This is a genomic window from Sphingopyxis sp. Soil_C_28, assembly GCF_057657055.1.
On sequence record NZ_JBDGJE010000001.1, the window covers coordinates 273,382 to 300,227 of the forward strand.

Here is a 26,846-nt window from a genome sequence, read left to right on the forward strand (position 1 = left end):
CGCTATGGCTCGCCCCCAGTCCGCCGCCGAATTCGACAAGAAGAAAGTCGTCGCCGAGAACCGGCGCGCGCGGTTCGACTTCGCTATCGAACAGGTGTTCGAGGCCGGGATTGCCCTGCAGGGAACCGAAGTCAAATCGCTGCGCTTCGGCGAAGGTACGATCGCCGAAAGCTATGCCGAGGTGAAGGGCAATGAGGTGTGGCTGATCAACAGCAACATCCCCGAATTCAGCCACGGCAACCGCCACAATCACGAGCCCAAGCGCCCGCGCAAACTGCTGCTCAGCGGCCGCGAGATCAACAAAATGTATGCCGGCGTCGCGCGGCAGGGCATGACGCTCGTGCCGCTGTCGGTCTATTTCAACAGCCGCGGTCGCGCCAAGGTCGAACTCGCGCTCGCCAAGGGCAAGAAGGCGCACGACAAGCGGGACTCGATCAAGGAACGCGACTGGAAGCGCGACAAGCAGCGGCTGATGAAAGAACGCGGATGAGCGGGGGCAAGCCCCGCGACAAGGCGGCGGTGATGAACTGGATCCGCCGCAACTCGCCGACGCGTGAGGAATTGCTGGCGAGCCGTTTCGTGAAGCCCTTTGCGCACAGGGTCGCGCACAGCCATCTATGGCGCTTCACCCGCACCTCGGTGCCGCGCGGCACCGCGCTGGGTCTGTTCGTCGGTATCTTCTTCCTCATCCCCGGCGTGCAGATATTGGGCGTCGCATTGCTCGCGCTGCCCGTTCGCGCCAATATCCCGATCGGCGCGGCGATGACCTTCCTGTCGAATCCCGTCACTACGCCGTTCATCATCATCGCATCGGTGTGGCTCGGCGACTGGCTGTTCGGTCTCCATGCCAACAGCGCGACCTTCTCGGCGATGATCGAGCATGGCGCGTCGGCGGGCGAATGGGCCCGCTGGGTTTTTTCGGATGCCGCGCCTGCGATGCTCGCGGGACTGTTCGTGATCTCGGTCGTGTCGGCTATCGTCGGCTACATCCTCGCCTCGATCTTCTGGGACAATTGGATACGCCTCCGCTGGCGGCGCAAATTGCAGCGCGCGCGCGACCAACGACATGAGGCATCGACGAGCGACACCCCCGCCGGTTGAACCGCGGCCGGGCAGGCGTATAGCTAGGTCATTGCTAAACTGCGCCGCGCATAAGCGGCCCGGTTTTGGGCGTCACATTGAAAACTGGGGAATATCATGACTTATTTGCATATGTCTTCGCGCCTGCTGGCGACCGCTGCATTGGGCGCGCTGATGCTTGCCACCATCCCGGCGAACGCCAAGGAAAAGGCCGTCACCGCGCCTGCCACAGAGGCTGCTGCCAAGCCCGAAATCGGTGATTTCGGTTTCGACCTTTCGGGCATGGACAAGAGCGTCCAGCCGGGCGACGATTTCTATGCCTATGCCAACGGCGCCTGGGCGAAAAACACGCAGATCCCTGCCGACAAGTCGAACTATGGCATGTTCACGGTCCTCAACGATCTGTCGCAGACGCGCACGCGTGAAATCCTCGACGCCGCCAAGGGCGACCCGAACAGCATGATCGGCCGTGCCTACGCCTCCTATCTCGATTCGGCCGCGGTCGAAGCAAAGGGGCTCGCCCCGATCCAACCGTGGCTGAACAAGATCCGCGCCGTCGAAAAGCCGGGTCTTGCGAAATTGCTCGCCGAAGCCGACCGCAGCGGCATCCAGCACTTCTTCGGCGGCTATGTCGGGCAGGACGATAAGAACCCGGACGTCTATACCTACGTCATTTTCCAGGGCGGCATCGGCATGCCCGACCGCGACTTCTACCTAAAGGAGAACGAGCGAAACACGGCGCTGCAGGCGGCCTATCTCAAGCATCTTGAAAATGTCCTGACGCTCGCGGGCGAAGCCAATGCGCCGACGCGCGCCAAGGCGATCTATGATTTGGAAAAACAGGTCGCGACGGTCCATTGGGACAAGAACGACAGCAGCGATGCGACCAAAGCCTATAACAAGATGACGATCGCCGAACTCGCCAAGGCCGCACCTGGCTTTGACTGGTCGACCTTCATCCGTGGCCTCGGGGTTAACGAAGATACGCTCATCGTGTCGCAGCCAAGTGCGTTCACGGGCGAAGCGAAGCTGCTCGCCGACGCGCCGATTGCGGTGATCCGCGACCTGCTGATCGTGCGCAGCCTCGACAGCTTTTCGGGCGTCTTGCCCGATGCCGTCGCAAAGGAAGCTTTCTCCTTTTACAGCACCGCCCTGTCGGGCACGCCGCAGATGGAAGAGCGGTGGAAACGCGCGGTCGACTTTACGACCGGCAACCTCGGCGACGCGGTCGGCAAGGATTATGTCGCGAAATATTTCCCGCCCGAAACCAAGGCGGCGATGGACGAGCTGGTGAAGAATGTTCTCGGCGCGATGGGCCGCCGCATCGACGGGCTGACGTGGATGCAGCCGGCGACAAAGGTCAAGGCGCAGAAGAAGCTCGCCAATTTCACCACCAAGATCGGCTATCCCGATCAGTGGAAGGACTATGGCAAGCTGGAAGTCCGTGCCGATGACCTGTTCGGTAACGCGCTGCGTTCGAACCAGTTCGCGCATGACGATAATATCGGCCATCTCGGCGGGCCGATCCGCCGTTGGGAATGGTTCATGACGCCGATGACGATCAACGCCTATGCCAATTTCGGTATGAACGAGATCGTCTTCCCCGCCGCGATCCTCCAGCCGCCCTTCTTCGATCCGCATGCCGATGCAGCGGTTAATTATGGCGGCATCGGTGCGGTGATCGGTCATGAAGTCAGCCATCATTTCGACGACCAGGGCGCGAAATATGACGAGACCGGCAAGCTCGCCGACTGGTGGACCCCGGCCGACGTGGCGGCCTTCGAAGCCGCGGGCAAGGCGCTGATCGCACAATATGATGCCTATGAAGTGCTGCCCGGCGAAAAACTCGACGGGACCTTCACGCTTGGTGAGAATATCGGCGATCTTGCCGGCCTGACCGTCGCTTATGATGCGTACAAGGCATCGCTCGGCGGCAAGGAAGCACCGGTGATCGACGGCCTGACCGGTGACCAGCGATTCTTCCTCGGCTGGGCGCAGGTGTGGCGTCGCAACTATCGCGAGCAGAATCTGTCGCAGCGTATCACGACCGATCCGCATTCGCCCTCGATCCAGCGGACTTGGGTCTCGCGCAACCTTGACCCTTGGTATAAGGCCTATCAGATCAAGCAGGGTCAGAAGCTCTATCTCGAGCCGAAAGACCGCGTCCGCATCTGGTGATGCACTGAACAGAAAGACAGTCATTGACCGCGCAAAGCCTGCCCTCCGCTGATGGTGATTTCATCAGGGGGGCGGGTTCCGCCGGGCCTTTGTCGGCTCCGGCGGGTTTGTCGCACGTCGACAAGGCGGTTCTTGGCGGGCTGGGGCTGCTGTCCGCCGCATTGCTGTTCTGGGCGACGCGCGACGCCATATTGGCGGTCGGTTTCCTCGCCGGGTTGGCCGTTGCCGCGGGCGGCGTGCTGCTTGCGCGCCGGCTCTTTCCGGCGGCGGTGACGGGCGAGGCGGTGGCGCCCGACTGGACGATGTTGCGTCAGGCAGTCAATCACGACGATGTCGCGATCGCGGTGACCGATCGCGCTGGCCGGATGGTCTGCGCGAATGATCTGTTCGGGACTTGGTTCAACGGCTTCGTGACGCCGCCCGGCCTGCCGCTTGAAGGGCGCGGGGCCGAGGTTCTGAAGAACGCCGGCCGTATTGCCTGGCGTGATGGCGAGGGGCGCGCCGACGATATCGCAATCGGCCCCTTGCAATTGCGGGCGCAGGTGACGCGGACGGGGCAGTCCGAAGATTATCTCGTTTGGCGTTTCTCCGCGCTCGAGCGCCTCGACCTTGCCGCCGAGATTGTTCGCCATCTCGATGGACCCGCCGGCCGCACGCTCGGTCATGCCGGGGTGATGGCGGCGCTTGTCAGCGCCGAGGGGCGGCTGCGCGTCGCGAATCAGGCTTTTCTGCTCCGCGCGCTCGGCGAAGATGATGCCAGCCATTATGCGGGGCGTGACGTTGCTCCGATGATCCGGCTCGACGATGGCGGTGCGCTCTATTTCGCCCGTGAGGGCGATCGCGCGACGCCGGTGCGGTTGATCCAGATTCCGCTCGCACCCGCCGACAGCAATACGCCGATGCTGCTCGCGATGCTCGACGAGGAAATGGGGCCGACCGACCGCGGCACCGCACAGACCTATGTCGAAACGCTTTTGTCGCTGTTGCCTTTCGGGCTTGCCATGGTCGATCGCGACGGACGCTTCCTCTACATGAACCGCGCGTTCGTGCGCGCGGCCAGCGTCCCCGACGGCAAGATGCCGCGCTACCCCGGCGATATCGTCGTCGGCGAGGACAAGGGCGCGCTTGCCGACATGATCCGGCGTCACAGCAGCGGGCAACAGGTTGGCGGCGATCTGTCGATCCGGCTGGCAGGGCAAAGCGGTGACCCGGTGTCGATGCGCGTCGTCGGCGTTCGCGGTTTGGGCGAAGCCGCGGTCTTGCTCAGCCTCAAGGATTCGAGCGAGGAATCACGCCTCAAGCGGCAGGTCGCACAGGCGTCCAAGATGCAGGCGGTCGGCCAGCTTGCCGGCGGCGTCGCGCATGACTTCAACAATATCCTGACCGCGGTACTCGGCGCGTGCGACCTGATGCTGATGCGCCACACGCCGGGCGACAGCGATTATGACGACATCCAGCAGATCCGCAGCAACGCCAACCGCGCTGCCAGCCTGACGCGGCAACTGCTCGCCTTCTCGCGGCAACAGACGCTGCGGCCGCAGATATTGCAATTGCCCGACGTGATTTCGGAAGTTTCGCATTTGCTGAAAAGGCTGATTGGCGAGACGACGCAACTCGCGGTCCATCATGGTCGCGGGTTGGGTGCAGTACGCGCCGACCCCGGTCAGCTCGAACAGGTAATCATCAATCTCGCCGTCAACGCGCGCGACGCGATGCCGGGCGGCGGAACGTTGACGATTGAAACCTATCCTGTGTCGGCCGCCGATGTGCGGCAGATGGGCAATGAATTCATGCCGCCCGCCGATTATTGTGCGCTGAAGGTCAGCGACACCGGGACCGGCATCCCGGCCGATGTGCTGCCAAAGATTTTCGAACCCTTCTTCACGACCAAGGACGTCGGCAAGGGGACGGGGCTCGGGCTCTCGACCGTTTACGGGATTATCAAACAGTCGGCGGGCTATATCTTTGCCGACAGCAAGCCGGGGCAGGGGACCAGTTTCTCTATCTACCTTCCGGTTCACCGCCCTGAGGGCGATGCCCCCGTCGTGGTCCCTCCGCCTGCGAAGCCCAAGAAGAGTCAGTGGGGCACCGGAACGATCCTGCTCGTCGAGGATGAGGATATGGTGCGTGCGGTCGCGGAACGCGCACTGACCCGCGCGGGTTATACCGTCGTCACCGCTTCGCAGGGCGAAGAGGGGCTCGAACGTTTTTCCCAGATGGAGAAGGTCGATTTGATCATCAGCGACGTTGTGATGCCGACGATGGACGGCCCGGCGATGGTGCGTGCGATGCGTGCCAAGCGTCCCGACCTGCCGATTTTGTTTATGTCGGGCTATGCCGAAGAACAGCTTCGCCAGTCGATCGACATCGATAACGTCGCCTTCCTGCCGAAACCTTTCTCGGTGGCACAGCTTGCCGAAGCGACATCGGCGGCGCTCGACGACGCCGCACATCGGGTGCCGGGTGCCCGGTAACCCCCGCATCCTGCTCGTCGAGGACGATGTGCTGATCGGCATGATGCTGGCCGACATGTTCGATGCCCTCGACCTTCCCGAACCCGCGCAGGCGACGAGTAACGAAGAGGCGCTTGCGCTCATTGCGGCCGAGCCGCTCGGCGGCGCTCTCGTCGACATCAACCTTGGCGATGAAAAGGGCTGGCCTGTTGCCGATGCGCTGGCGGAACGCGGCATCCCCTTCGCTTTCACGTCGGGCGGCGGCGACGTCATTCCGTCGGCACACGCGCATCGCAAGTTGATCACCAAACCGTTCCGGATCAGCGATATCGAAGCCGCCTTGGATGGATTTGCCGCAGAATAGAGGGATTTTCCTTCAGCCGGGTTTTATTTTGTTCCTCTCTTGTTCTGTGAGAACAAATGCCGTACATCGGTTCGGCGTTGCGGTGGTTCTGCCGTCGCTCTAGAGCTGGAAAGGGACGGTCATGGCCGGACAATTGTCACTCGTCGAATCGGGGAAATCAGTGAACAACACGGACAGGCAGAAGGCGCTCGACGCCGCGCTCGCGCAGATCGATCGCGCGTTCGGCAAGGGCTCGGTAATGAAATTGGGCTCGAAAGAGACCATGCAGGTCGAAGCGATTTCGACCGGATCGCTGGGCCTCGACATCGCGCTTGGCGTCGGCGGCCTGCCGCGCGGGCGCGTCATCGAAATTTACGGTCCCGAAAGCTCGGGCAAGACGACGCTGGCGCTTCACGTCCTCGCCGAGGCGCAAAAGGGCGGCGGTACAGTCGCCTTTGTCGATGCCGAACATGCGCTCGACCCCGTCTATGCGCGCAAGCTCGGCGTCAATATCGACGAGTTGATCGTGTCGCAGCCCGACACCGGCGAACAGGCGCTTGAAATCGTCGACACGCTCGTGCGTTCGAACGCGATCGACGTGCTCGTGGTCGACTCGGTTGCCGCGTTGGTGCCGCGCGCTGAAATCGAGGGCGAGATGGGCGATACGCATGTCGGCTTGCAGGCCCGTTTGATGTCGCAGTCGCTCCGCAAGCTCACCGGCTCGATCAGCCGTTCGCGCTGCATGGTGATCTTTATCAACCAGCTGCGCATGAAAATCGGCGTGATGTACGGCAACCCCGAAACCACGACCGGCGGCAACGCGCTCAAATTCTACGCCTCGGTCCGTCTCGACATTCGCCGCACCGGCCAGATCAAGAATGGCGACGAGATCGTCGGCAACACGACCCGCGTCAAAGTGGTGAAGAACAAGGTCGCGCCGCCGTTCAAGCAGGTCGAATTCGACATCATGTACGGGCAGGGCATTTCCAAGATCGGCGAAATCCTCGATCTGGGCGTCAAGGCCGGTATCGTCGAGAAATCGGGCGCCTGGTTCAGCTATGACTCGATCCGCATCGGGCAGGGCCGCGAAAATTCGAAAACCTTCCTCAAGGACAATCCCGAACTGATGGATCGGCTCGAAACTGCGATCCGCGCCCGCACCGACGCGGTGGCCGAGGAAATGATGGCCGGCCCCGACGACGAGGGCGACGACGACAATTAATAGCCATCCGGCCGTCCCGCTTTTGGCGGGGCGGCCGGGAAACGGCGGCGGGCCCCAATGCCCCTTGGACCTGTATCCTCTCCCCACAGGTCGGCCCGCCCGCCGTTGATCCTTGCGTGGACTTTGGCAGCGGCTACAAGCAGCCAATGCCCGCGATCCGCCTCTTCGGCCTTCCCACCGACATCAACAGCAGCTTCGAACGCGGTGCCGCCGCGGGCCCCGCAGCGATCCGCGCCGCGCTGTGGAGCGACCGCGCCAATATGGCGAGCGAACTGGGCCCCGAAATCGGGACCGACATCGCGCTGACCGATGACGGCGATCTTCCGCTGACAGAGCACACACCGAACGACGACGCCGCGATCCGCCGCTATCTGGCCATTGTGCGCGAAGATGGTGAAGTTCCGCTTGCGCTCGGCGGAGATCATGCCGTGAGTTTCCCGCTCGTCGAAGCCGCGGCGACCTGTTTCGGGCCCGTCACCATCCTGCATTTCGATGCGCATCCGGATCTCTACGACGATTTTGCCGGCAACCCGCGCAGCCACGCATCGCCCTTTGCGCGGATATGCGAGGCGGGCCATGCCAAGAGGCTGGTTCAGGTCGGGATCCGAACCCTCAACACGCATTGCCGCGCACAGGCCGACCGGTTCGGCGTCGAGATCATTCCGATGGCCGATTTCACGCCCGATCGCGTGCCGCTGCTCGAGGGACCGCTCTATATCTCGATCGATCTCGACGGGCTTGATCCGTCGGCGGCGCCCGGTGTCGCGCATCCCGAGCCCGGTGGGCTGACCGTGCGTGAAATGCTGGCCGTATTGTACAAGCAGACCGCGCCGATCGTCGGTGCCGATATCGTGGAACTTCATCCCGGCCGCGATATTGGCGGTGTTACCGCTATTCTTGGCGCCAAGCTCGTCCGAGAGATCGCCGCGCTGATCGACCGCAACGGCCCCTACAAAAACTGACATCAATAGGAGAGCGACATGAGCCTGATCGTCCACCATCTGAACAATAGCCGCTCGCAACGCATATTGTGGTTGCTCGAGGAAATCGGTGCGCCTTACGAGGTTAAATATTATGACCGCGACCCGGTGACCAATCTTGCGCCGCCCGAACTGATCGCCGTTCATCCGCTCGGCAAATCGCCGGTGATCGAGGACAATGGCCGCGTCATCACCGAATCGGGCGCGATCACCGAATATCTCTGCGAACGTCACGGCGGCGGCAATCTTGTTCCCGAACGCGGCACCGACGATCATATCAGCCACCTCGAATGGCTGCATTTCGCCGAGGGCTCGGCGATGACGCCGATCCTGCTGCGCATCTACACCGCGCGCCTTGGCGAAGCCGCCGCACCGATCGAGCCGCGCATTGCACAGCAGCTCGATTCGCACTTTGCCTATATGGAAGGCCGCGTCGGCGATAACGGCCACTTCATCGGCGACCGCCTGTCGGCGGCGGACATCATGTTGAGCTTTCCGGCCGAAATCGCGATCATGCAGGGCATGGCGCCGCGTTATCCCAAGCTCGCGGGCTTTGTGAATGCGTGCCATGGTCGCCCGGCCTGGCAGCGGGCACGCGAAAAGGGCGGCGCCTATTATGGCTATTGATCGCTCGGTCTGCGGCCGTGCCCTGCTGGCGGCCGTTGCCTTGCTTGTCGCCGCTCCGGCCGTTCTCGCTGCGCCTCCGGTGGTTGCTCCCGAAGTAGAGCGCGAGGTCATTGCCCCCGAGGGCGTGGCCTTCGCACCGGCTCCGATCGATGAGGAAGGGGCGATCGATCGTCTCGCGACTTATACAATGGCGCTGGCAAGGCGCGACTTTGAGAGCGCCTATGCGATGTTGCGCCTGTCGTTCCAGGCGTCGAACCCGCGGCTCGAATGGGAAATGAACCAGCGCAAGCGCCAGATGCTGTGGGCCGATGGGACGATCCGCATCTTGCGCCTGAGCTGGTATCTCGACCCCGCGGGCCAGCCCGCCGGGCTTTACGCTGCTTTTGATTTCCGCGGCGACCGGCCCGACAAGACGATGGATTGCGGCTATGTCGTCGTCCACCGCGCCACGCCTGTTGACGGCTGGACTGTCGTCCGCACCGACACGTCCGAAGTGCCCGCCGACCTGATCGAGGACGGGGTGCCGAAGGCTGATGTCCTGCGCCAACTGCCCTGCTATCTGGGCAAGGGGATCGCGACCAACTTCTGACCGATTGCGCCGATGAGGGTCATCGACACGAAGCGGCTTGTCGCATCGCCGCAAAATGCCTAATTCGCGCGCATGACATCTACCAACGACATCCGCCGCTCTTTCCTCGACTATTTCGGGGGCACGGGTCACCATATCGAAGCTTCGGCGCCGCTGGTGCCGTACAACGACCCGACGTTGATGTTCGTCAACGCCGGGATGGTGCCATTCAAAAATGTGTTCACGGGGCTGGAAACGCGGCCGTACAGCACTGCGGCATCGTCGCAGAAGTGCGTGCGTGCCGGCGGCAAGCATAACGACCTCGACAATGTCGGCTTTACGGCGCGGCACCATACTTTCTTTGAAATGCTGGGGAATTTCTCCTTCGGCGACTATTTCAAAGAACAGGCCATCCATCATGCGTGGACGCTGATAACGAAGACCTGGGGCCTCGCGCCCGAGAGACTGACCGTCACCGTCTATCACACCGACGATGAAGCGTTCGACCTGTGGAAGAAGATCGCGGGCCTGCCCGAAGAGCGGATCATCCGCATCGCGACGAGCGACAATTTCTGGTCGATGGGCGACACCGGCCCGTGCGGACCGTGCAGCGAAATCTTCTATGATCATGGCGACCATATCTGGGGCGGCCCCCCGGGATCGCCGGAGGAAGACGGCGACCGCTTCGTCGAAATCTGGAACCTGGTGTTCATGCAGTATGACCAGCGCGGCCCCGGCGACCGGATCGACCTGCCGAAGCCCAGCATCGACACTGGCATGGGGTTGGAGCGTGTTGCGGCGGTGCTGCAGGGCGTCCACGACAATTATGATACCGACACGTTCAAGGCGCTGATCGCGGCATCGGTCGACCTGACCGGGGTTCCCGCCGAGGGAGCAACGCAGGCCAGCCACCGCGTGATCGCCGATCATCTGCGCGCGTCGAGCTTCCTGATCGCCGACGGCGTGCTGCCTTCGGCCGAGGGGCGTGGTTATGTGCTGCGCCGGATCATGCGCCGTGCGATGCGCCATGCGCACCTGCTCGGTGCCAAGGATCCGCTGATGTACCGGCTGCTGCCGTCGCTGACTGCCGAGATGGGCGCCGCCTATCCCGAACTGATCCGCGCGCAGCCGCTGATCGCTGAAACGCTCGAGCGCGAGGAAACGAAATTCCGTCAGACGCTCGACAAGGGGCTGCGGCTGCTCGACGAGGCGACGGCCGGGATGTCGGCGGGCGCGACGCTGCCGGGCGATGTCGCGTTCAAACTCTACGACACTTTCGGCTTCCCCTATGATCTGACCGAGGATGCGCTGCGTACGCAGGATATCGCGGTCGACCGCGATGGTTTCGACGGGGCGATGGCGCAGCAAAAGGCGGCCGCGCGCGCGGCGTGGAAGGGCAGCGGCCAGAAGGCGTCGGAAGAAATCTGGTTCGATATCGCTGAGACGCAGGGCGGCACCGAATTCATCGGCTATGGGGCAACCGAAGGCGAGGCGACGGTCATTGCACTCGTTAAGGATGGCGCTTCGGTCGACGAAGCCAAAGCGGGCGACGAATTGACGGTGCTGACCAACCAGACGCCTTTCTATGGCGAAAGCGGCGGCCAGATGGGTGATAGTGGGACGATCGCGACGCTGGACGGCGCCAAGGCGTCGGTCAGCGATACCGGCAAGCCGCTCGGGCGCCTCCACGCGCATTACGCGAAGCTTGAGGCGGGCAGCCTGAAGGTCGGCGATACCGTCCAGCTGACCGTCGATGCCGCACGCCGTGACCGGATTCGGGCCAATCATAGCGCGACGCATTTGTTGCACGCAGCGCTGCGCAATCGGCTCGGCGGGCATGTGACGCAGAAGGGCAGCCTCGTTGCGGAGGACCGCTTCCGCTTCGATTTCTCGCATCCCAAGGCACTCAGCGCGGAGGAAGTCGACGATATCGAAGCCGATGTGAACGCGCAGATCCGCGGTAACGAAGCCGTGACGACGCGGTTGATGACCCCTGACGATGCCGTCGCGGCGGGCGCGCTCGCGCTGTTCGGCGAGAAATATGGCGACGAGGTGCGTGTTCTGAGCATGGGCAAGGCGACCGAGAATCATTATTCGGTCGAGCTTTGCGGCGGGACGCATGTTCGTGCGCTGGGCGACATCGCCCTGCTCAAGATCATCAGCGAGAGCGCGGTCTCGTCGGGTGTGCGGCGTATCGAGGCGCTGACCGGTGACGCTGCGCGTGTCTGGCTCAACGGCCGCGACGAAGCGCTGAAGGCGGCGGCGGCGGCCCTCAAGACATCGCCTGACGATGTGCCGGCGCGCGTTGCGCAGCTGGCCGAGGCGTTAAAGAAGGCCGAGCGCGAGCTGGCCGATGCTAAGAAGGCGCTGGCCCTTAGCGGTTCTGGGGGCGGCGGCGGCGCTGCTGTTGCCGGTCCGGCGGTCGAGCAGGTTGGTGATACGGCGTTTATTGCGCAGGTGGTCGAGGGGCTCGATCCCAAGGAACTGCGCGGCACGGTCGATGGTCTCAAGAAGCAGGTTGGCAGCGGCGTAGCGATGCTCGTTGCGGTCAATGATGGCCGCGCGTCGGTCGCGGTGGGCGTCACCGACGACAAGACCGGCAGTCTGAGTGCCGTTGATCTCGTCAAGGCCGCGGTTACGGCGCTTGGCGGGCAGGGCGGCGGCGGGCGGCCCGACATGGCGCAAGGCGGCGGACCGAACGGCGGCGCGGCGAATGACGCCGTGGCGGCGGTTAAAGCCGCGCTCGCTTGAAACCGACCAAAAAGACGCGCCGTATCGATCATGCCGAACGCATGATCGCGGCGCCGTTGGTCGATGTCTTCGCGGCCTTCACCAGCGAAGCGAAGCTCGCGCGATGGCTGCCGCCCGAGGGGGCGACGGGGACGTTCGAGCATGTCGACCTGCGCGCGGGCGGCGGCTTTTTGATGCGGCTGACCTTCGACGATGCCGATGTCGAGACCAAGAGCGACGACGATAGCGATGTTGTGGAAGTTTATATTCCGACACTCGACGACGGGCGGCTTGTAGTGTGGCAGGTCGAATTCGTGTCCGACGATCCGCGTTTTTCGGGGACGATGGCGATGCACTGGTATCTGTCACGAAAGAGCGGCGGTACATTGGTCACGATCGACGCGCATCATGTGCCGCCGGGGATTTCGGCGAAGGACCATATCGAGGGGCTGAATAGCTCGCTGGCGAATTTGGCCGGGGTAGTGGAAGGCACGGCCTCCTAGGTCGGTTTGGATCGAGCAAAGTCGAGATGGCTCTCGACGCGGCGCCACCCCGACGGGGCCTCGACTTCGCTCGACACGAACGGGATTGGAGCCTTAGCCTTCGAGCCCCTTTGCTTTCCCCCACGCTCGCGCTGCCGTGTAACCCAGATACCCCGTGCCAAAGAGCGCGTAGAGCGACTCCGGAATCCCTGCGAGATAAGCGTTCATCCCCTCGGCGATGCCCTTGGCCATTTCGGGCCGTGCGGCGGCGATCAGGCCCATTGGGATGGCCCACAGCAGCAGCGCATACATGACGTAGAGGAAGCTTGGCCGCGCGCGGCTGGTCCAGGGGTCGGCGCTGTTCGCTTCGGCGACGATCGCGGTCATCCGGGTGCGGATCGCTTCCATTTCCTGGCTGCCCTCCATTTTGAGCAGTTCGAGCTTGGCGCGGTCGCGTGCTTCGGGGTCGGGGATGATCTTGTCGATCAGCTTGGCGATCGGGCCGATCAGGCCTTCGATGATGCTCATGGCGATTTTCCTTTTTGCTAGAGAATCCTCACAACTTCACTCGCGATTCACATGCTTTCCGGGATTATGGCTGGCCGATCCGGTTGGCGAGCCAGCCGTAGAGAAACGCCTCCTGGCTGGGGCGGCGTTCGGCGAGCGCGATGTAGCGTTCGCCCTGCAGTGCCTCCATCGCGCGCAGCAGCACCGTCTCGCCGCCTTTGCCGCGCGCTTTCAGAAAGCCGTCGAGCGCCGCTAGGGTACGCGGGCCGATGTCGCGGTCGATGGCAATGTCGGGATAATCGCGCGCGGCGCGGTTGAGGGCGTTGAGCGCGCGCTGGAGGAAGCCCGCCGCTGTGCCGGTGCCCATGTTGACGCCGGTGTCGAATAGCTCGGCGGCGATTTTCGGCGCGCGGAGCGCGACCTTGTCGAAGCCCGGACGCAGCCAATAAAGACGGCGATAGATATTCGCGGCCTCGCTGCGCGGCAGATCCCGCATTGCGCCGGCATAGCCCTGGGCGCGCGCGACGGCTTCGGTAATCCCCCAGCAGGTCGGACCGCCGCGGTCGGCGGGGTGGTTTACATATCGGCCTTCGCGGTCGATGACGCTTTCGATCAGCGTGTCGGCGGCGGATGTGGATAGGTCAGGTCTTGGCATGATTCGCTCCTGTAGTTTGTTGAACCAAGTGAACGAACCATATAGGGATATTGTAGGAAAGGCTTTTCACCATGCGGGCTTTGCAGGTGCGCGAGCTACTGCCCGATCATGCGGGCGCTGCGATCGCCGACGTGCCGGTTCCCGAGCCCGGAGCGGGCGAGGTGCGGATACGGGTGCGGGCCGCGGCGGTGAATTTTCCCGATTTGTTGATGACGGGCGGCGGATATCAACTGAAGCCCGATCTGCCCTTCGTGTCGGGGCTGGAGTTCGCGGGTGAAATCGATGCGCTGGGCGACGGCGTGACGGGCTGGATGGTTGGTGATGCGGTGATCGGCGGCAACCGGTTCGGGGCGATGGCGGAATGTTGCACCGTGCCGGCCCGGGCGTTGCGGCGCAAGCCCGAACGGCTGTCGTGGGACGAGGCCGCGGCCTATGGTGTCGCCTATCTCACGGCCTATGTCGCGCTTGTCCGCGCTGCGCGGGTGGAACCCGGCGAGTGGGTGCTTGTCCACGGTGCGGCGGGCGGTGTCGGGTTGGCAACGGTCGATCTGGCAAAGGCGCTGGGTGCGCGCGTGATCGCCGCGGCAAGCAGCGCGGCGAAACGCGATGCGATTGCGGACCTGTACGCCCCCGACGAACTGATCGCCGCCGAACCGGGTTTTCGCGATGCGGTGAAGGCGCGGACAGGGGGACGGGGCGCCGATGTGGTGTTTGACCCCGTCGGCGGTGATGTGTTCGACGAATCGACGCGCTGTATTGCCTTTGGCGGCCGGCTGCTCGTCGTCGGCTTTGCGTCGGGGCGCATTCCGGAGGTGTCGGTGAATATGCCGCTCATCAAGGGCTTCTCGGTCGTCGGCGTGCGCGCGGGCGAATATGGTCGGCGTTTTCCCGAGCGCGGCGCGGAGAATGTCGCGGCGATCGATGCGCTGGCGACGGATGGGAAGATTCGGCCCCATCTCCACGCGGCGCTCGACCTTGCCGATTGGCGCGAGGCCTTTGCGATGCTCGAACGCCGCGAGGTGGTGGGCAAGGTCGTGCTGAAACCGTGACGAGCCGAAGCCGCCGGCATGGTTTTACGGCATGCAAGCTGCCATGTCCGCGCCGGGGCGTCCCGGCGCGTTTGCCGATATGACCAAAGGACATGGAATGAAGAAATTGACGATGATTGCCGCTTCGATCGGCCTCGCTGTGCCGGGCATCGCAGCCGCGCAGCCGCCGCAGGATGGCGGTCGCATCTTCGCGATGCTGGACAGCAATGGCGACGGCAAGCTTGACAAGGCCGAGATCACCAAAATGGCCGAAATGCGGGCGCAGCGGCAGGGCGATCCGACCATGGCCTCACCCGAAAAGGTCGACGCCTTCATCAAGCATGTTGATTCGAGCGGCAACGGCGCGATCGAAAAGTCCGAATTGGAAGCGATGCGCAATGCCCGCGCTGCGCCGCCGTCGCCTGAAGCGCCAGAGGACGCACCGCAGGACGCGAACTAACCGGCGTGCGGGGCGGTTTTGGCTCGCCCCGCCGCGCTCAGGCCAGCGCGATCCGGACTGCCTGAAACAGAAAGGCGGCGCCAACGACGGTCACGATCCAGCGACGGCTCCTGCGAAACTGCGCGTCGCTGATCCGGTCGAGAATATAGCCGCCAACGGTGATACCCGCCATCGACGCCGCAACCGCGATGAGGGTCGCAGGCAGTGCGATCGCCTCGCGCGCCGAGGCGCCCAGCAGCAGGCCGCCATAGACGAGGATCTTCGAGGCGTGGCCCATCGCCTGCATCACCGCCTTGGTCGCGACGACCTGATGGCGATTGAGCGCGGTGTTCACGAACAGGAGATCGGTCACCGGGCCCGACACCCCCGATACGAGCGACAGGCCGTTCGAGACGAAGCCTCCGCCGATCGCGTGCCAGCGATTGCTCGCGTCGAGCCGCAGCCATCTTTCGGGCAGCCAGACGAGGATCGGCGTCAGGCCCAAACCCAGGAAAACAAGGAATTTGGTTGGCGCGAAGAACACCAACGAGAAAAAGCCGAGCGAGGCAGCCGATCCGAGCCCGAACCAGAGGAGGACTGACCAGGCGACGTGTCGCCGATGGATCAGGAAGCGCCACATGTTCGAAGCGAACTGGATGACACCGTGGAGCGCCAGCGCGAACGCGGCAGGCAGCAGCCAGGTCAGCACGCCCATGAAGATGATGCCGCCGGCCATCCCGAAAACGCCAGACACTATAGATGTGAGGAAGGCGGCGATCACGATCAGCACGCTTGCCTGCATCGGTCCTTGCCTTTGGGTAACGGCTGCGCCGCTTATCGGCGTTAAAATTGGTCGGGACGAGAGGATTCGAACCTCCGACCCCCACACCCCCAGTGTGATGCGCTACCAGGCTGCGCTACGTCCCGACCGGCCCTGTTGGGCAGGCGAGGCCCCTAGCGCGGGTTGGCGGGGGATGCAAGCGGGGATGGCCCGTTATGCAGCAAAGATGTCGCGGGCTTGATATGGCGGGCATCATTCCCATTTCGGCGGCGCTTGCCCAGGTTCCTGGCCTGGGGCGCGGGGAGGCGCGCGCACGACCGGTTGCGCGCCGGTTCCCTGCGTGATAGGCGCCGCGCCATATTCGCGCGCCGGTTCCGCAAGGGGAATTGGCGCTGCCACCGAACGGAAAGTTTTTCACTCATGTCGACGCAATTGCTTCTGACCCAGGCGGCCGGATCGGGCGGCGGGGCTGCCGGTTTCCTGATGCTGGTTCCCTATCTGCTGATCTTCGCGGTGTTCTGGTTCTTCCTGATCCGCCCGCAGCAGATGCGCGCCAAGGAACAGCGCGCCAAGATCGCCGCGGTGAAGCCGCGCGATCAGGTCGTGACCGGCGGCGGCATCGTCGGCAAAGTCACGCGCGTCGATGACGATTACGCCGACGTCGAAATTTCGCCGGGCGTCAAGATCAAGGTCGTCAAGGCGACGCTCGCCGACGTTCTGCAGCCCGGTGGCAAGCCCGCCAACGACTGACGCGGCGGGGTCCGCGCGCGTCGCGGTCCCGCTCTTGCTATCGGACCTTAGACCATGCTCGATTTCCCGCGCTGGAAGACCATCAGCATCAGCATCATTCTGCTGCTCGGTATCATCTTCTCCATCCCCAGCTTTCTGCCGGAAAAGACGGTGGATAGCCTGCCATCCTTCCTGCAGGCGAAGGTCAATCTGGGCCTCGATCTTGCCGGCGGCAGCCATCTGCTGCTCGAGGCCGACATCGTCGATCTTCGCAAGACGCAACTGGGCAATATGGAAAAGACCGTGCGGACGGCGATGCGTGGGCAGAGTGGGCCCGACGACGATATCGCGATCGGCGAGCTTTCGACGGCGGGCGGCAAGATCAGCTTCCTCGTTCGCGATCAGACGAAGCTCGACGCCGCGCGCGAGCGGCTTTTTAGCGAGACGCAGGGCGCCGGACTGACGGGGCAGCGCGACTGGAGCATCAACGTCATCGATTCGCAGCGGATCGTGATGACGCCGACCAGCGCCGGTCAGGCGCAGGCGGTGGCGAACGCCATGGATACCGCGCGCGACATCATCGACAAACGAGTCAATGCGCTTGGGACGCGCGAACCGACGATCATCCGTCAAGGCACCGATCGTGTAGTCGTTCAGGTGCCCGGCCTGCAGGACCCAGCGGCGCTCAAAGAACTCATCGGGAAGACCGCGCGGCTTGAATTCCGCATGGTCGATGCCAACGCCGACCCGGCAGAAGCGGCCGCCGGCCGCGTTCCCGTGGGCAGCGAAATCGTGCCTTACGCCGAGGGTGAGGGCAGCGGTGCTGCGTTCGAGGTGCTGCGCCGTCAGGTGATGATCAGCGGCGAACAGCTGATCGATGCCAAGCAAAGCTATGACCCGCAGAACAACCAGCCGGTCGTTTCCATCCGCTTCGATTCGGGCGGTTCAAGCACCTTTGCCAAGGTCACGGCGCAGAGCGTTGGCAAACGTTTCGCGATGGTGCTCGACGGAAAAGTGCTGTCGGCGCCGTCGATCAACGAGCCGATCCTGGGCGGCAGTGCGCAGATTTCGGGGAGCTTCAGCGTTGCAAGCGCCAATGCGCTGGCGATTTCGCTGCGCTCGGGCGCGCTGCCGGTGAAGATGACCGTTGTCGAAGAGCGTACGGTGACCCCGGAGCTGGGTGCCGACTCGATCCGCAAGGGCGCGATCGCCGGCATCATCGCGACCGTGTCGGTGCTGGTGCTGATGCTCGTCGTCTATGGCCGCTTCGGCGTCTATGCCTGTATCGCGCTCGCTTTCAACGTCTTCCTGATTATCGCGACGATGGCGGCGTTCAACGCGACGCTGACTCTGCCGGGGATCGCAGGCTTCGTATTGACCATCGGTGCTGCGGTCGATGCCAATGTGCTGATCAACGAACGCATACGCGAAGAGTTGAAGCGCGGGCGAAAGATATTCCAGGCTGTCGAACTGGGTTATTCCGAAGCAAGCCGGGCGATTTTCGACGCGAACGTTACCAACGTCATCGCCGCCGCATTGATGTTCTGGTTCGGCTCGGGCCCGATCAAGGGCTTCGCGGTGGTCTTGACCATCGGCATCATCACCAGCGTCTTTACCGCCGTCACTGTCACCCGCATGTTCGTCGCCCATTGGCTGCGCACGGCGCGTCCGACGTCGATCAACATTTAAAGGAGCGAAACGATGCGCTTGCTGAAACTCGTTCCTGACGACACCAATATCGACTTCCTGCGCTGGCGGAAAGTCGCCTCCTTCATGAGCTTTTTCCTCGTGGCGGTGTCGATCGCGCTGGTCGCGGTGAAGGGCCTGAACTTGGGTGTCGACTTCGTCGGCGGCCAGTCGGTCCGCGTCGAATTCACCCAGGCGATGCCGCCGATCGACGAAATTCGTGAGAAGGTCGGCGACATCGGCCTTGGCGAAGCGACGATCCAGCAGTTCGGATCGGACAAGGCGGTCTCGATCCGCACCGCGCTTCCCGATGGCGACAAGTCCGCCGCCGAGCGCGCGGGGCAGCAGCTGGTGGCGGGCATTCAAAAAGCCTTCCCGACCGCGAAGACCGGTTCGGTCGAAACGGTGTCGGGCAAGGTGTCGGGCGAATTGATACGAACCGGCGCGATCAGCCTGGGCCTCGCGATCCTCGGCATTTCGATCTACATCTGGATACGTTTCGAGTGGCAGTTCGGTGTCGGTGCGCTGGGCCGCCTGTTTCACGAAGTGTCGCTGACGTTCGGCCTGTTCGCGGTGACGCAGATGCAGTTCGACCTGAACAGCGTCGCGGCGCTGCTGACGATCGTTGGCTATTCGCTCAACGACACGATCGTCGTGTACGACCGCATTCGCGAAAATCTGAAAAAATACCGCAAGATGGAGATCGTTCCGCTCCTCAATCTCAGCATCAACGAAACGCTCTCGCGTACCGTCATGACGACGGTCGCCATGGTATTGGCGCTCGGCATGTTGCTGCTCTTTGGCCCGGACGTGATTTTCGGCTTTACCGCGGCGATGCTGTTCGGCGTGTTTATCGGCGGCTATTCCTCGGTGCTGATGTCGACCCCGGTGCTGGTGTGGCTGAAGGTCGGCCCGCACAGTTTCGTGCCGCGCACCACCTCGGGAATGGACGGCGGCGAGCGCGTCGAGCGCAAGGATGACGGCGCGGTCGTCTGAGGCCGCTCCATCTCGGTAAAATCTGCGCCGGTCCCCTTTCGAGGTGGGCCGGCGTTGCCGTATCTAGCGGCCCGCGCAGCGGCGAAGATGGTGGGCGAGTTCGCGGCCGTTGCGATCCCAGTCGAACCGGCCACCAAGGCTGGCCGCTACGTCCGAGGGTGAGGGCGGGTTTGCGAGGATGGTCCGCACCGCCGCCGCAATCGCATCGGTTGTGCGCTCGGCGATCCGTCCTGCGACCGGCGCGGTTACCAGTTCGGCGGCACCGCCCGCATCGCTGATGACAATGGGTGTGCCGCAGGCCAGCGCTTCGACCCACGCATTGGCCAGGCCTTCGCTGGCCGAGGGCATGACGACCGCATCGGCCGCCCGATAGAGCTGGGGGAGGTCGGCGTTTGCGACGGGACCCATGAAACGAACACGCGTTTCGACGCCGAGTTTCCGCGCGAGCGCGCGGTAGCGGCCTTCCTCTCCGCCCGCGCCGGCGAGCCAATAGTCGACGCCGGGTAGCGCCGGCAGGGCTTCGATCACGAGCGCCTGCCCCTTGCGCGGGATAAGCGCGCCGACGGTGAGGAGCGCGGGCGCGCCGTCCATGCCAAGCGCAGCGCGTGCTGCCGCACGGTCGCCGGGATGGAAGCGCGCGGTGTCGATGCCGGTATAGTGCACGGCGATCTTGGCCGGATCGATGCCGATTGCGGCCATGTCGTCGCGCATCGCTTCGGAGACAGCGAGCAGGCCGGTGGACTTCTCGGCCGCCTCGATCACCTGCGAGCGTGTCGCCGGGTCATGGCCGAAGTGGCTGATATCGGCGCCGCGCGCCTTGGCCGAGAAGGGCAGGCCGAGCGTTGCCGCGACGCGCATCGCGGCGGGGCCATCGGGGTAGAAGAATTGCGCATCGATCACGTCGAATTTCTGCCTGCGCACGGCCGTGAGAACCGCGCGGCCAACTTGCATCGGGTTGAAGCGGGCGCCGTAGCGCGGAATCAGCGTAAAGCGCGGGCGGAGGACGGTCAGGCCGTTCCATTGTTCGCTTTGCGGCAGGTCGCGGAGCGCACGATAGCGTGTGTGAAGCGAGAACGGGAACGGTGGCAGCCCGACGGGTGCGACGACAGTGAGCTCGATCCCGGGCTGAGCGGCGAGCGCGCGCAGGCTTTTCTCGACGAACAGGCCGAAGTTGGGCCGCGCGGCGTCGGGGAAGAGGGTGGCGATCGACAGGACGCGCAAGGGTGTTGCGACGGACACTCAGAGCGTGCGGAGCAGGCGGACGGCGACGGCTGCCCATGGCGGGTTGCTGACGACCTGCTGGCGCTGGCCGGTGCCGAGCGGCAGCAGGTGGAGCTTTTCGCCATCGACGTTGAGCAGGCGCGCAAAGAAGAAACGGCCGGCGGGGCGCGGGACAAGCAGGTCGCGGTTGAGCGCGCTGGTCCAGTCGCCCTCGATCCGGCGGCACCAGATTTCGTCGCCGGCGCGATAGTCGCCGATCGACGAGGTGACCCGTATTGCGACCATGTCCTCGCCGGGACGCGCGGTGAGGGCTTGCTCGACCCGCGTGGGCGCGAGCGCACCTTCGGCGCCGAGGTGCGCGGTGATCGTGAGCTGAGTATCCTGCGGGAGCTGCACAAGCTCGGCGGCGTCGACGCCGAGCGCGGCGGCGATGCGGTTCATCCAGCCGAGCGAGAGGGTGCGTGTCCCTGTTTCGAGGCGGCCGATCGTTTGCGCGGTGGTCGGCGGGACGCAGCGTTGGCCGACTTCTTCGAGCGTCAGGCCCTTGGCGCGGCGGACGGAGCGGATGCTGTTGATCATTGCCAAACCTTCAAATAACCAAATCGGTTTCTTCTTTCCTACAAAATATTCCAGTGTCAAGTGCGGCGTGCAAGCCAAGGAGAATCGCATGACCGCACGCCGCCTCGAAACCCGCCTCCACCCCGACGACCGCATCGATCCAGGCAAGGCGGGGCCGCAGGTGATGCGGCATGTCACGGTCAACGTCGGCGAAAGCCCGATCGCCTGGCTGGCATCGCGCGGAATGCTGACGGCGATGCAGTTGGGTGCAGGTGAAAAGCTGCGCGAAGATTATGAGCGGGCCGGACTGTCGGCGCGGGTGACGATGTGCTGGGATGCCGCGCCACCGGGAAAAAGCCGCGGCGGTGCGCGGGCGTCCGATGCGTCGCTGGCGCGGATCGATGCGCATCGGCGGTTTCATGCCGCGCTCGAGGCCGTGGGGCCGGGGCTGGCCGATATTTGCTGGCGCGTGATCTGCGGCGGCGAAGGGATCGGGGGTGCGGAGAAGGCGTTGGGGTGGCCCGCGCGGTCGGGAAAGCTGGTGCTGGGGTTGGCGCTCGATCGGCTGGCGCGCTTTTACGGGACAGAGTGAGGGGCGGCGCTGGAGCAGGCGTCCGCTTTGGGGTGGGAAGCGGACCTTTTCATCCTCCCTGTCGCGCAGCGATGGGGAGGGGGACCGTCCGCGAAGCGGATGGTGGAGGGGCGGCAACGTCGGCTCCATCGCCCCTCCGTCAGCGCTTCGCGCTGCCACCTCCCCATGGCTTCGCCACAGGGAGGATCCTATGTCCGCAATTGGTCGTTAGCGGTCATGGCATCGCTGAAAGAGAAGACAGGAGCAAGATGACGAAGCGGCGTCAGGCCAAGCCCTCGACTTCCTCCGCCAGCGCCAGCCACCGATCCTCGGCGGCCGCCTTTTCTGCGCGCAATGTATCGAGTTTTGCGGTCAGCGCATTAAAGCGGGCATTGTCGCGAACGAACAGGTTACCGTCGGAGAGTTCGATCTCGGCCTTTGTCATCTCGGCTTCGATCTCTTCGATCCGGACAGGGAGGAGATCGTAGTCGCGCTGGTCTTTGTAGCTGAGCTTCTTGCGTGCGGTTGGCGGCGGGGGCGGGGCGGCACCGGGGGCCTTGGTCTTTACCGTATTCGGCTTGGTCCGTTTCGCCTCCCAGTCGGCATAGCCGCCCGCGACGATGTCGACCTTGCCCGATCCATCGAGGCCGAGCGTGACGGTGACGGTGCGGTCGAGAAAGTCGCGGTCGTGGCTGACGAGAAGGACGGTGCCGGCATAGTCGGCAATCACTTCCTGAAGCAGGTCGAGCGTTTCGAGGTCGAGGTCGTTGGTCGGTTCGTCGAGGACGAGCAGGTTCGATTCGCGGGCGAATTCGCGTGCGAGGAGGAGGCGCGAGCGCTCGCCGCCCGATAATGCGCCGACGCTGGCCTCCATGACGCCGGGATCGAACAGGAATTCCTTGAGATAGCCCTGGATATGTTTTTTGACGCCGCGCACCTCGACCCAGTCGCCGCCGTCGGCGAGGATGTCGCGGACGGTTTTGTCGGGCGACATCAGGCTGCGTTGCTGGTCGATGACGATGCCGTCGAGCGTCGGGGCAAGGATGATCTTGCCTTTGTCAGGCTGGATCTCGCCTGTCAGAAGCTTGAGCAACGTCGACTTGCCCGCACCGTTCGCACCCACAATGCCGATGCGGTCGCCGCGCTGGACGCGGAAATCGAAATCCTTGATGATTATGCGGTCGCCGAAGCTTTTCGACACGCCCTCGGCGACGATCACCGATTTCGAACGCACATCGTCGTTGGCGAGGCCGAGCTTCGCGACGCCGGGGCCGCCGATCATCGCGGCGCGGGTTGCGCGCATTTCCCTGAGCTTTTCAAGCCGGCCCTGATTGCGCTTGCGGCGCGCGGTGACGCCGCGTTCGAGCCAATGCGCCTCGAGCCGCAGTTTCGAATCGAGGCGCTGGGCGGCGCGCACTTCCTCGGCGGCGATTGCGTCGCTCCATTCCTCAAAACCGCCGAAGCCGATTTCCTTGCGGCGGATGCTGCCGCGGTCGAGCCATAAAGTCTGGCGCGTCAGGCGCGTCAGAAAGGTGCGGTCGTGGCTGATCGCGACGAAGGCGCCGGTGTAGCGAGCGAGCCAGCTTTCAAGCCAGTCGATCGCGGCGAGGTCGAGATGGTTGGTCGGTTCGTCGAGCAGCAGCACATCGGGGTTCTGCGCGAGCGCGCGGGCGAGCGCGGCGCGGCGGCGTTCGCCGCCCGAGGCGCTGGCAGCGGTGCGCGACATGTCGATGCCGAGCTGGTCGGCGATGGCGGCGACCTCATATTCCTCTGGCGCATCGGGTGCAGCGATCGCGAAATCCATCAGCGTAGCGAATGACGAGAAATCGGGTTCCTGTTCGAGCATCACGACATGCGTGCCCGGGACGATCACACGCTTGCCCTTGTCGGCGTCGATCTGTCCGGCGAGCAGCTTGAGCAAGGTCGTCTTGCCCGCGCCGTTGCGGCCAATCAGCGCCAGCCGGTCACGTTCGCCGACATAGATGTCGAGATCCTGGAACAGCCAGCCGCTGCCCTGCACAAGGCCAAGGCCCTCAAAAGATAAAATCGGTGCTGCCATGATGAACGGCTCGCTACCGGCGCGTTCAGCATCATGCAAGCGCCGTCCGCGCAAAGGCCGGAACGGGTTCGCTCCGTCTGCGTTACGGGGCGGAGATCAGAAACGGCCGGAACCCCGGTTCACAGGAGAATGAAATGACGAAGCAATTGTTCGCCGTTATGGCAACCGGACTGGCGCTGATGGCGGCAACGCCCGCGCTTGCGCAGCAGGGAGGTTCGACGGTGACAGCAGCTACGACCCAGGGTCCGATCCTGTCCTTCTCGGTCAGCGAGGAAGTGCGTTCGCGTCCCGACCAGGCGACCGTGGGCGCCGGCGTGACGACGACCGCACCGACCGCGGTCGAGGCGATGCGCGCCAATGCGACCGCGATGGACAAGCTGATCGCCGCTGTAAAGGCGCGCGGCATCAAGGCCGAGGATATCCAGACGAGCGGCATCAACCTGTCGCCGCAATATGACTATAGTAACCAGACTCCCGGCCAGCCGCCGCGCTTCCTCGGTTATCAGGTGTCGAATACGGTCCGCGCGACGACTTCGAAGATCGCCGATGTCGGTCCGCTGCTTGACGCCTTGGTTGCCGCCGGTGGCACCAATATCGACGGACCGTCGTTCGGCATGAAGGACCCTGACGCGCAGCTGGTTGGCGCACGTGACACCGCGATCAAGGCGGCCGAAGCCAAGGCGCAGGATTATGCGCGTCTTGCCGGCTTCCGGGGCGTCGAGCTGGTTTCGATCAGCGAAGGCGGCAGCTTCGGCCCGAACCCGCCGATGCCGATGGTCCGCATGGCGATGGACGCCGGTTCGGCGAAAGCAACCCCGGTCGAGCCGGGTCAGGTCGGCAACACGCTGACGCTGAATTTCCAGTATCGGCTGGTGAAGTAAGACGCTGGCGGGAGCTGGTTCTAGGCCAGCTCCCCCTCGGCCCACGGCCACGGGCGTTCGCGAAACCATTTCGTGATGATATATTTGCGCCCCTTGCGCACCTTCATCCCGTGATGAAGCGTGTTCGGATTCGCGGTGCCGTCTAGATGGACATTGTTCCATGCGAGTAGCTTGCCCGCCTCGGGTTGATGCATCTTGCCCGTTGCGAGGAAGCGCGTCGCGCCGCCGGCTTCGGGTTCGTTGAGATAGATCATCAACGTCCAGCTGCGTTGCCCCGGTATCGCGCAATAGGTTTCCCAATCGGCACCGTGCGGGTCGAAATAATCGGTGTGCGCCTTGAACTCCTGTCCGACGTCGTAACGCTGGCCCTGCATCGGCTCGCCATATTCGCGCGGGATGCCGGTGAGGTCGTGAAGGCGGTTGTTGACCGCGATCACGATCGGATCGCGATGGTCGAGGTCGCAGGTCGTGCTGGTGCGAAAGGCGTCGTCGCCGTTCGGGTCGGCGATCGTCGAGGGCCGCACGTCGCGGTCGATCTGGGCCATCAGTGCGGCGCAGGTTTCGGCATCGAGGAAGCCGGGCAGCATGAACTGTTGCAGCTTCGGCGTCGGCGCTCGGCGGATGCCGGGGACGGCGGTGAGCCGCTCCGCGGTGCGGTCGGCGCCCGAGGTCGTCATGTCGACATGTTCGTTCCCAGCCATAGCGCGCTTTTTAGCAGGGAAGCGCGTGCGAACAATGCTTGACGAGCGGGGGGATGCGCGCCTATTCGCCGCGCGCTGTCGAGGGCGCTTCGTGCGCCGCTCTTCGCTTATGTGGCGACCATAGCTCAGTTGGTTAGAGCGCCGGTTTGTGGTACCGGAGGTCGCGGGTTCGAGCCCCGTTGGTCGCCCCATTTTCTCTATCTTCACGCATAGACGCTTTTGGGGTGACTCGTTTCGCTCGTTGCATTATTACGCCGTAGTGTAATTTTATAATGCGAGGATTGAGCCAATGTCCGCTGTCTGGGATTTCGCCGATTTCGACGATCATGAACATGTCCATATGTTCCGCGATCGCGCCAGCGGGCTGACGGCGGTTATCGCCGTTCACTCGACCCACCTCGGCCCCGGCGCGGGCGGTGTGCGTTACTGGCATTATCCGCAGCGCGCGGCGGCGATTACCGACGCGCTGCGCCTGTCGCGCGGGATGAGCTACAAAAATGCGATGGCGGGTCTGCCGATGGGCGGCGGCAAGGGCGTGATTCTCGCGGATGAAGGCGCCGCGAAGACCCCCGAACTGCTCGCGGCGTTCGGCCGCGCGGTCGAATCGCTGGGCGGCGCTTACGTGACCGCCGAGGATGTCGGCATCACCGACGCCGACATGGTCCAGATTTCGAAGCACACCAAGCATGTCAGCGGACTGCCGGTGGCGAGCGGCGAAGCGGGCGGCGATCCCGGTCCGCTGACCGCGCTCGGCGTCTACCTCGGCATCAAGGCGGCGATTCGCGAAGGGCTGAAGACTGACAGCGCGAAGGGTGTGCGGATTGCGATCCAGGGCGTCGGCAGCGTTGGCGGCGGGGTCGCGCGGCGGCTGGCGGCCGAGGGCGCGAAGCTCACGCTTGCAGACGTCAATCTGGCACGCGCGAAGCAACTGGCCGACGAACTGGGTGCAGAGCTGGCCGATTCGGCGGCGATCATGGAGATCGAGGCCGATGTGCTGAGCCCCAACGCACTCGGCGCGATCCTGACCGAGGCGAGCATCGAAAAGCTGCGTGTACCGATCGTCGCGGGCGGCGCGAACAACCAGCTCGCGACCGCGGCCGACGGCCAGCGCATCCATGACCGCGGCATCACCTATGCCCCCGATTATGTGATCAACGCGGGCGGGATCATCAACGTTGCGCTCGAATATCTGGGGCAGGGCAGCCGCGAGGAAGTCGAGAGCCGTATCCATCTGATCCCGGGGCGGCTTGCCGAAATCTGGGCCGAGAGCAAGGCGAGCGGCACGCCCGCGTCGTCGGTCGCCGACCGGATGGCGCAGAAGCTGATCGGGCGCGGCTAATCCGCATCGAGGGCTGGCGCGGGATTTGATTT

Annotated in this window: 26 protein-coding genes and 2 tRNA genes; 20 read left to right on the top strand and 8 right to left on the bottom strand. The window is 64.0% G+C overall.

The features are described from left to right. Positions 1-4: 4 nt before the first annotated feature. The 11 genes from smpB (at position 5) to AC3A43_RS01270 (ending at position 12,684) form a co-directional block, all read left to right on the top strand. Positions 5-490, top strand: coding sequence for an SsrA-binding protein SmpB (gene smpB / locus AC3A43_RS01220; RefSeq protein ID WP_487790730.1), 486 nt, complete (start codon positions 5-7; stop codon positions 488-490). Then, a complete protein-coding gene (locus tag AC3A43_RS01225) occupies positions 487-1,101 on the top strand; it encodes a DUF2062 domain-containing protein (protein WP_487790731.1) in 615 nt (204 codons plus the stop codon). Before smpB ends, AC3A43_RS01225 begins: the two co-directional genes overlap by 4 nt. Before the next feature lie 96 nt (positions 1,102-1,197). Further along, a complete protein-coding gene (locus AC3A43_RS01230; protein ID WP_487790732.1) occupies positions 1,198-3,258 on the top strand; it encodes a M13 family metallopeptidase in 2,061 nt (686 codons plus the stop codon). 107 nt (positions 3,259-3,365) lie between these two features. Beyond that, the gene (locus AC3A43_RS01235; RefSeq protein ID WP_487792001.1) at positions 3,366-5,732 is read left to right on the top strand and encodes a hybrid sensor histidine kinase/response regulator; all 2,367 of its coding nucleotides are present in this window, start codon (positions 3,366-3,368) and stop codon (positions 5,730-5,732) included. After that, entirely contained in the window at positions 5,722-6,075 is a 354-nt protein-coding gene (locus AC3A43_RS01240) for a response regulator (RefSeq protein WP_487790733.1), read from the top strand. The genes AC3A43_RS01235 and AC3A43_RS01240 overlap by 11 nt, the downstream gene beginning before the upstream one ends. Before the next feature lie 121 nt (positions 6,076-6,196). Further along, a complete protein-coding gene (gene recA, locus AC3A43_RS01245; protein ID WP_487790734.1) occupies positions 6,197-7,276 on the top strand; it encodes a recombinase RecA in 1,080 nt (359 codons plus the stop codon). A 146-nt stretch (positions 7,277-7,422) separates the two neighbouring features. Then, positions 7,423-8,238, top strand: coding sequence for an agmatinase (speB, locus tag AC3A43_RS01250; RefSeq protein WP_487790735.1), 816 nt, complete (start codon positions 7,423-7,425; stop codon positions 8,236-8,238). An 18-nt stretch (positions 8,239-8,256) separates the two neighbouring features. Beyond that, on the top strand, positions 8,257-8,883 hold the full coding sequence (locus AC3A43_RS01255) for a glutathione S-transferase family protein (protein WP_487790736.1): 627 nt from the start codon (positions 8,257-8,259) through the stop codon (positions 8,881-8,883). Then, the gene (locus AC3A43_RS01260; protein ID WP_487790737.1) at positions 8,873-9,472 is read left to right on the top strand and encodes a hypothetical protein; all 600 of its coding nucleotides are present in this window, start codon (positions 8,873-8,875) and stop codon (positions 9,470-9,472) included. Before AC3A43_RS01255 ends, AC3A43_RS01260 begins: the two co-directional genes overlap by 11 nt. Before the next feature lie 72 nt (positions 9,473-9,544). Beyond that, a complete protein-coding gene (gene alaS, locus AC3A43_RS01265) occupies positions 9,545-12,202 on the top strand; it encodes an alanine--tRNA ligase (RefSeq protein WP_487790738.1) in 2,658 nt (885 codons plus the stop codon). Further along, complete coding sequence (locus AC3A43_RS01270; RefSeq protein WP_487790739.1) at positions 12,199-12,684, top strand: SRPBCC domain-containing protein; 486 nt, start codon at positions 12,199-12,201, stop codon at positions 12,682-12,684. The genes alaS and AC3A43_RS01270 overlap by 4 nt, the downstream gene beginning before the upstream one ends. A 93-nt stretch (positions 12,685-12,777) precedes the next feature. Here AC3A43_RS01270 and AC3A43_RS01275 read toward each other — a convergent pair whose 3' ends face one another. Together AC3A43_RS01275 and AC3A43_RS01280 are read right to left on the bottom strand one after the other, a co-directional pair. Continuing rightward, positions 12,778-13,191, bottom strand: a complete 414-nt coding sequence (locus AC3A43_RS01275) for a holin family protein (protein ID WP_487790740.1) — start codon at positions 13,189-13,191, stop codon at positions 12,778-12,780. Positions 13,192-13,255: 64 nt separating this feature from the next. Next, a complete protein-coding gene (locus AC3A43_RS01280) occupies positions 13,256-13,825 on the bottom strand; it encodes a glycoside hydrolase family 108 protein (protein WP_487790741.1) in 570 nt (189 codons plus the stop codon). Between the two features lie 71 nt (positions 13,826-13,896). Between AC3A43_RS01280 and AC3A43_RS01285 the strand changes: the two genes are divergently transcribed. Further along, the gene (locus tag AC3A43_RS01285) at positions 13,897-14,874 is read left to right on the top strand and encodes an NADPH:quinone oxidoreductase family protein (protein WP_487790742.1); all 978 of its coding nucleotides are present in this window, start codon (positions 13,897-13,899) and stop codon (positions 14,872-14,874) included. A 97-nt stretch (positions 14,875-14,971) separates the two neighbouring features. After that, complete coding sequence (locus tag AC3A43_RS01290; protein ID WP_487790743.1) at positions 14,972-15,313, top strand: EF-hand domain-containing protein; 342 nt, start codon at positions 14,972-14,974, stop codon at positions 15,311-15,313. Between the two features lie 37 nt (positions 15,314-15,350). Here AC3A43_RS01290 and AC3A43_RS01295 read toward each other — a convergent pair whose 3' ends face one another. Both AC3A43_RS01295 and AC3A43_RS01300 read right to left on the bottom strand, forming a co-directional pair. Further along, positions 15,351-16,094, bottom strand: coding sequence for a TSUP family transporter (locus tag AC3A43_RS01295; protein ID WP_487790744.1), 744 nt, complete (start codon positions 16,092-16,094; stop codon positions 15,351-15,353). A gap of 48 nt (positions 16,095-16,142) precedes the next feature. Continuing rightward, positions 16,143-16,219: transfer RNA gene (locus tag AC3A43_RS01300), tRNA-Pro, on the bottom strand. A 274-nt stretch (positions 16,220-16,493) separates the two neighbouring features. Here AC3A43_RS01300 and yajC point away from each other — a divergent pair. Genes yajC through secF form a run of 3 tightly spaced genes read left to right on the top strand, consistent with a single transcriptional unit; the run spans position 16,494 to position 19,484 of the window. Next, entirely contained in the window at positions 16,494-16,823 is a 330-nt protein-coding gene (yajC, locus tag AC3A43_RS01305) for a preprotein translocase subunit YajC (RefSeq protein ID WP_487790745.1), read from the top strand. A 54-nt stretch (positions 16,824-16,877) separates the two neighbouring features. Further along, positions 16,878-18,491 (top strand): protein translocase subunit SecD, encoded by a 1,614-nt coding sequence (gene secD / locus AC3A43_RS01310; protein WP_487790746.1) that lies wholly within the window; start codon positions 16,878-16,880, stop codon positions 18,489-18,491. Between the two features lie 12 nt (positions 18,492-18,503). After that, positions 18,504-19,484 carry a protein translocase subunit SecF gene (gene secF, locus AC3A43_RS01315; protein ID WP_487790747.1) on the top strand — a complete coding sequence of 327 codons (981 nt, stop codon included), beginning with the start codon at positions 18,504-18,506 and terminating at the stop codon, positions 19,482-19,484. 63 nt (positions 19,485-19,547) lie between these two features. Here the strand turns inward: secF and AC3A43_RS01320 are convergent, their stop codons facing one another. Both AC3A43_RS01320 and AC3A43_RS01325 read right to left on the bottom strand, forming a co-directional pair. Then, on the bottom strand, positions 19,548-20,723 hold the full coding sequence (locus AC3A43_RS01320; protein WP_487790748.1) for a glycosyltransferase: 1,176 nt from the start codon (positions 20,721-20,723) through the stop codon (positions 19,548-19,550). Further along, positions 20,724-21,284 carry a helix-turn-helix domain-containing protein gene (locus AC3A43_RS01325; RefSeq protein ID WP_487790749.1) on the bottom strand — a complete coding sequence of 187 codons (561 nt, stop codon included), beginning with the start codon at positions 21,282-21,284 and terminating at the stop codon, positions 20,724-20,726. It abuts the gene before it with no gap. 88 nt (positions 21,285-21,372) lie between these two features. Between AC3A43_RS01325 and AC3A43_RS01330 the strand changes: the two genes are divergently transcribed. After that, positions 21,373-21,855 (top strand): DUF6456 domain-containing protein, encoded by a 483-nt coding sequence (locus AC3A43_RS01330; RefSeq protein ID WP_487790750.1) that lies wholly within the window; start codon positions 21,373-21,375, stop codon positions 21,853-21,855. 262 nt (positions 21,856-22,117) lie between these two features. On the opposite strand, the gene AC3A43_RS01335 is transcribed toward AC3A43_RS01330, so the two are convergent. Beyond that, positions 22,118-23,893 carry an ABC-F family ATP-binding cassette domain-containing protein gene (locus tag AC3A43_RS01335; protein WP_487790751.1) on the bottom strand — a complete coding sequence of 592 codons (1,776 nt, stop codon included), beginning with the start codon at positions 23,891-23,893 and terminating at the stop codon, positions 22,118-22,120. A gap of 134 nt (positions 23,894-24,027) precedes the next feature. Here AC3A43_RS01335 and AC3A43_RS01340 point away from each other — a divergent pair, with 134 nt between their 5' ends. Next, on the top strand, positions 24,028-24,774 hold the full coding sequence (locus AC3A43_RS01340) for an SIMPL domain-containing protein (RefSeq protein WP_487790752.1): 747 nt from the start codon (positions 24,028-24,030) through the stop codon (positions 24,772-24,774). A 20-nt stretch (positions 24,775-24,794) separates the two neighbouring features. Here the strand turns inward: AC3A43_RS01340 and AC3A43_RS01345 are convergent, their stop codons facing one another. After that, a complete protein-coding gene (locus tag AC3A43_RS01345; RefSeq protein ID WP_487790753.1) occupies positions 24,795-25,475 on the bottom strand; it encodes a prolyl hydroxylase family protein in 681 nt (226 codons plus the stop codon). 114 nt (positions 25,476-25,589) lie between these two features. On the opposite strand from AC3A43_RS01345, the gene AC3A43_RS01350 reads away from it, so the two are divergent. Then, positions 25,590-25,666: transfer RNA gene (locus tag AC3A43_RS01350), tRNA-His, on the top strand. Positions 25,667-25,764: 98 nt separating this feature from the next. Beyond that, a complete protein-coding gene (locus tag AC3A43_RS01355; protein WP_487790754.1) occupies positions 25,765-26,814 on the top strand; it encodes a Glu/Leu/Phe/Val family dehydrogenase in 1,050 nt (349 codons plus the stop codon). The last annotated feature ends 32 nt before the right edge of the window (positions 26,815-26,846 follow it).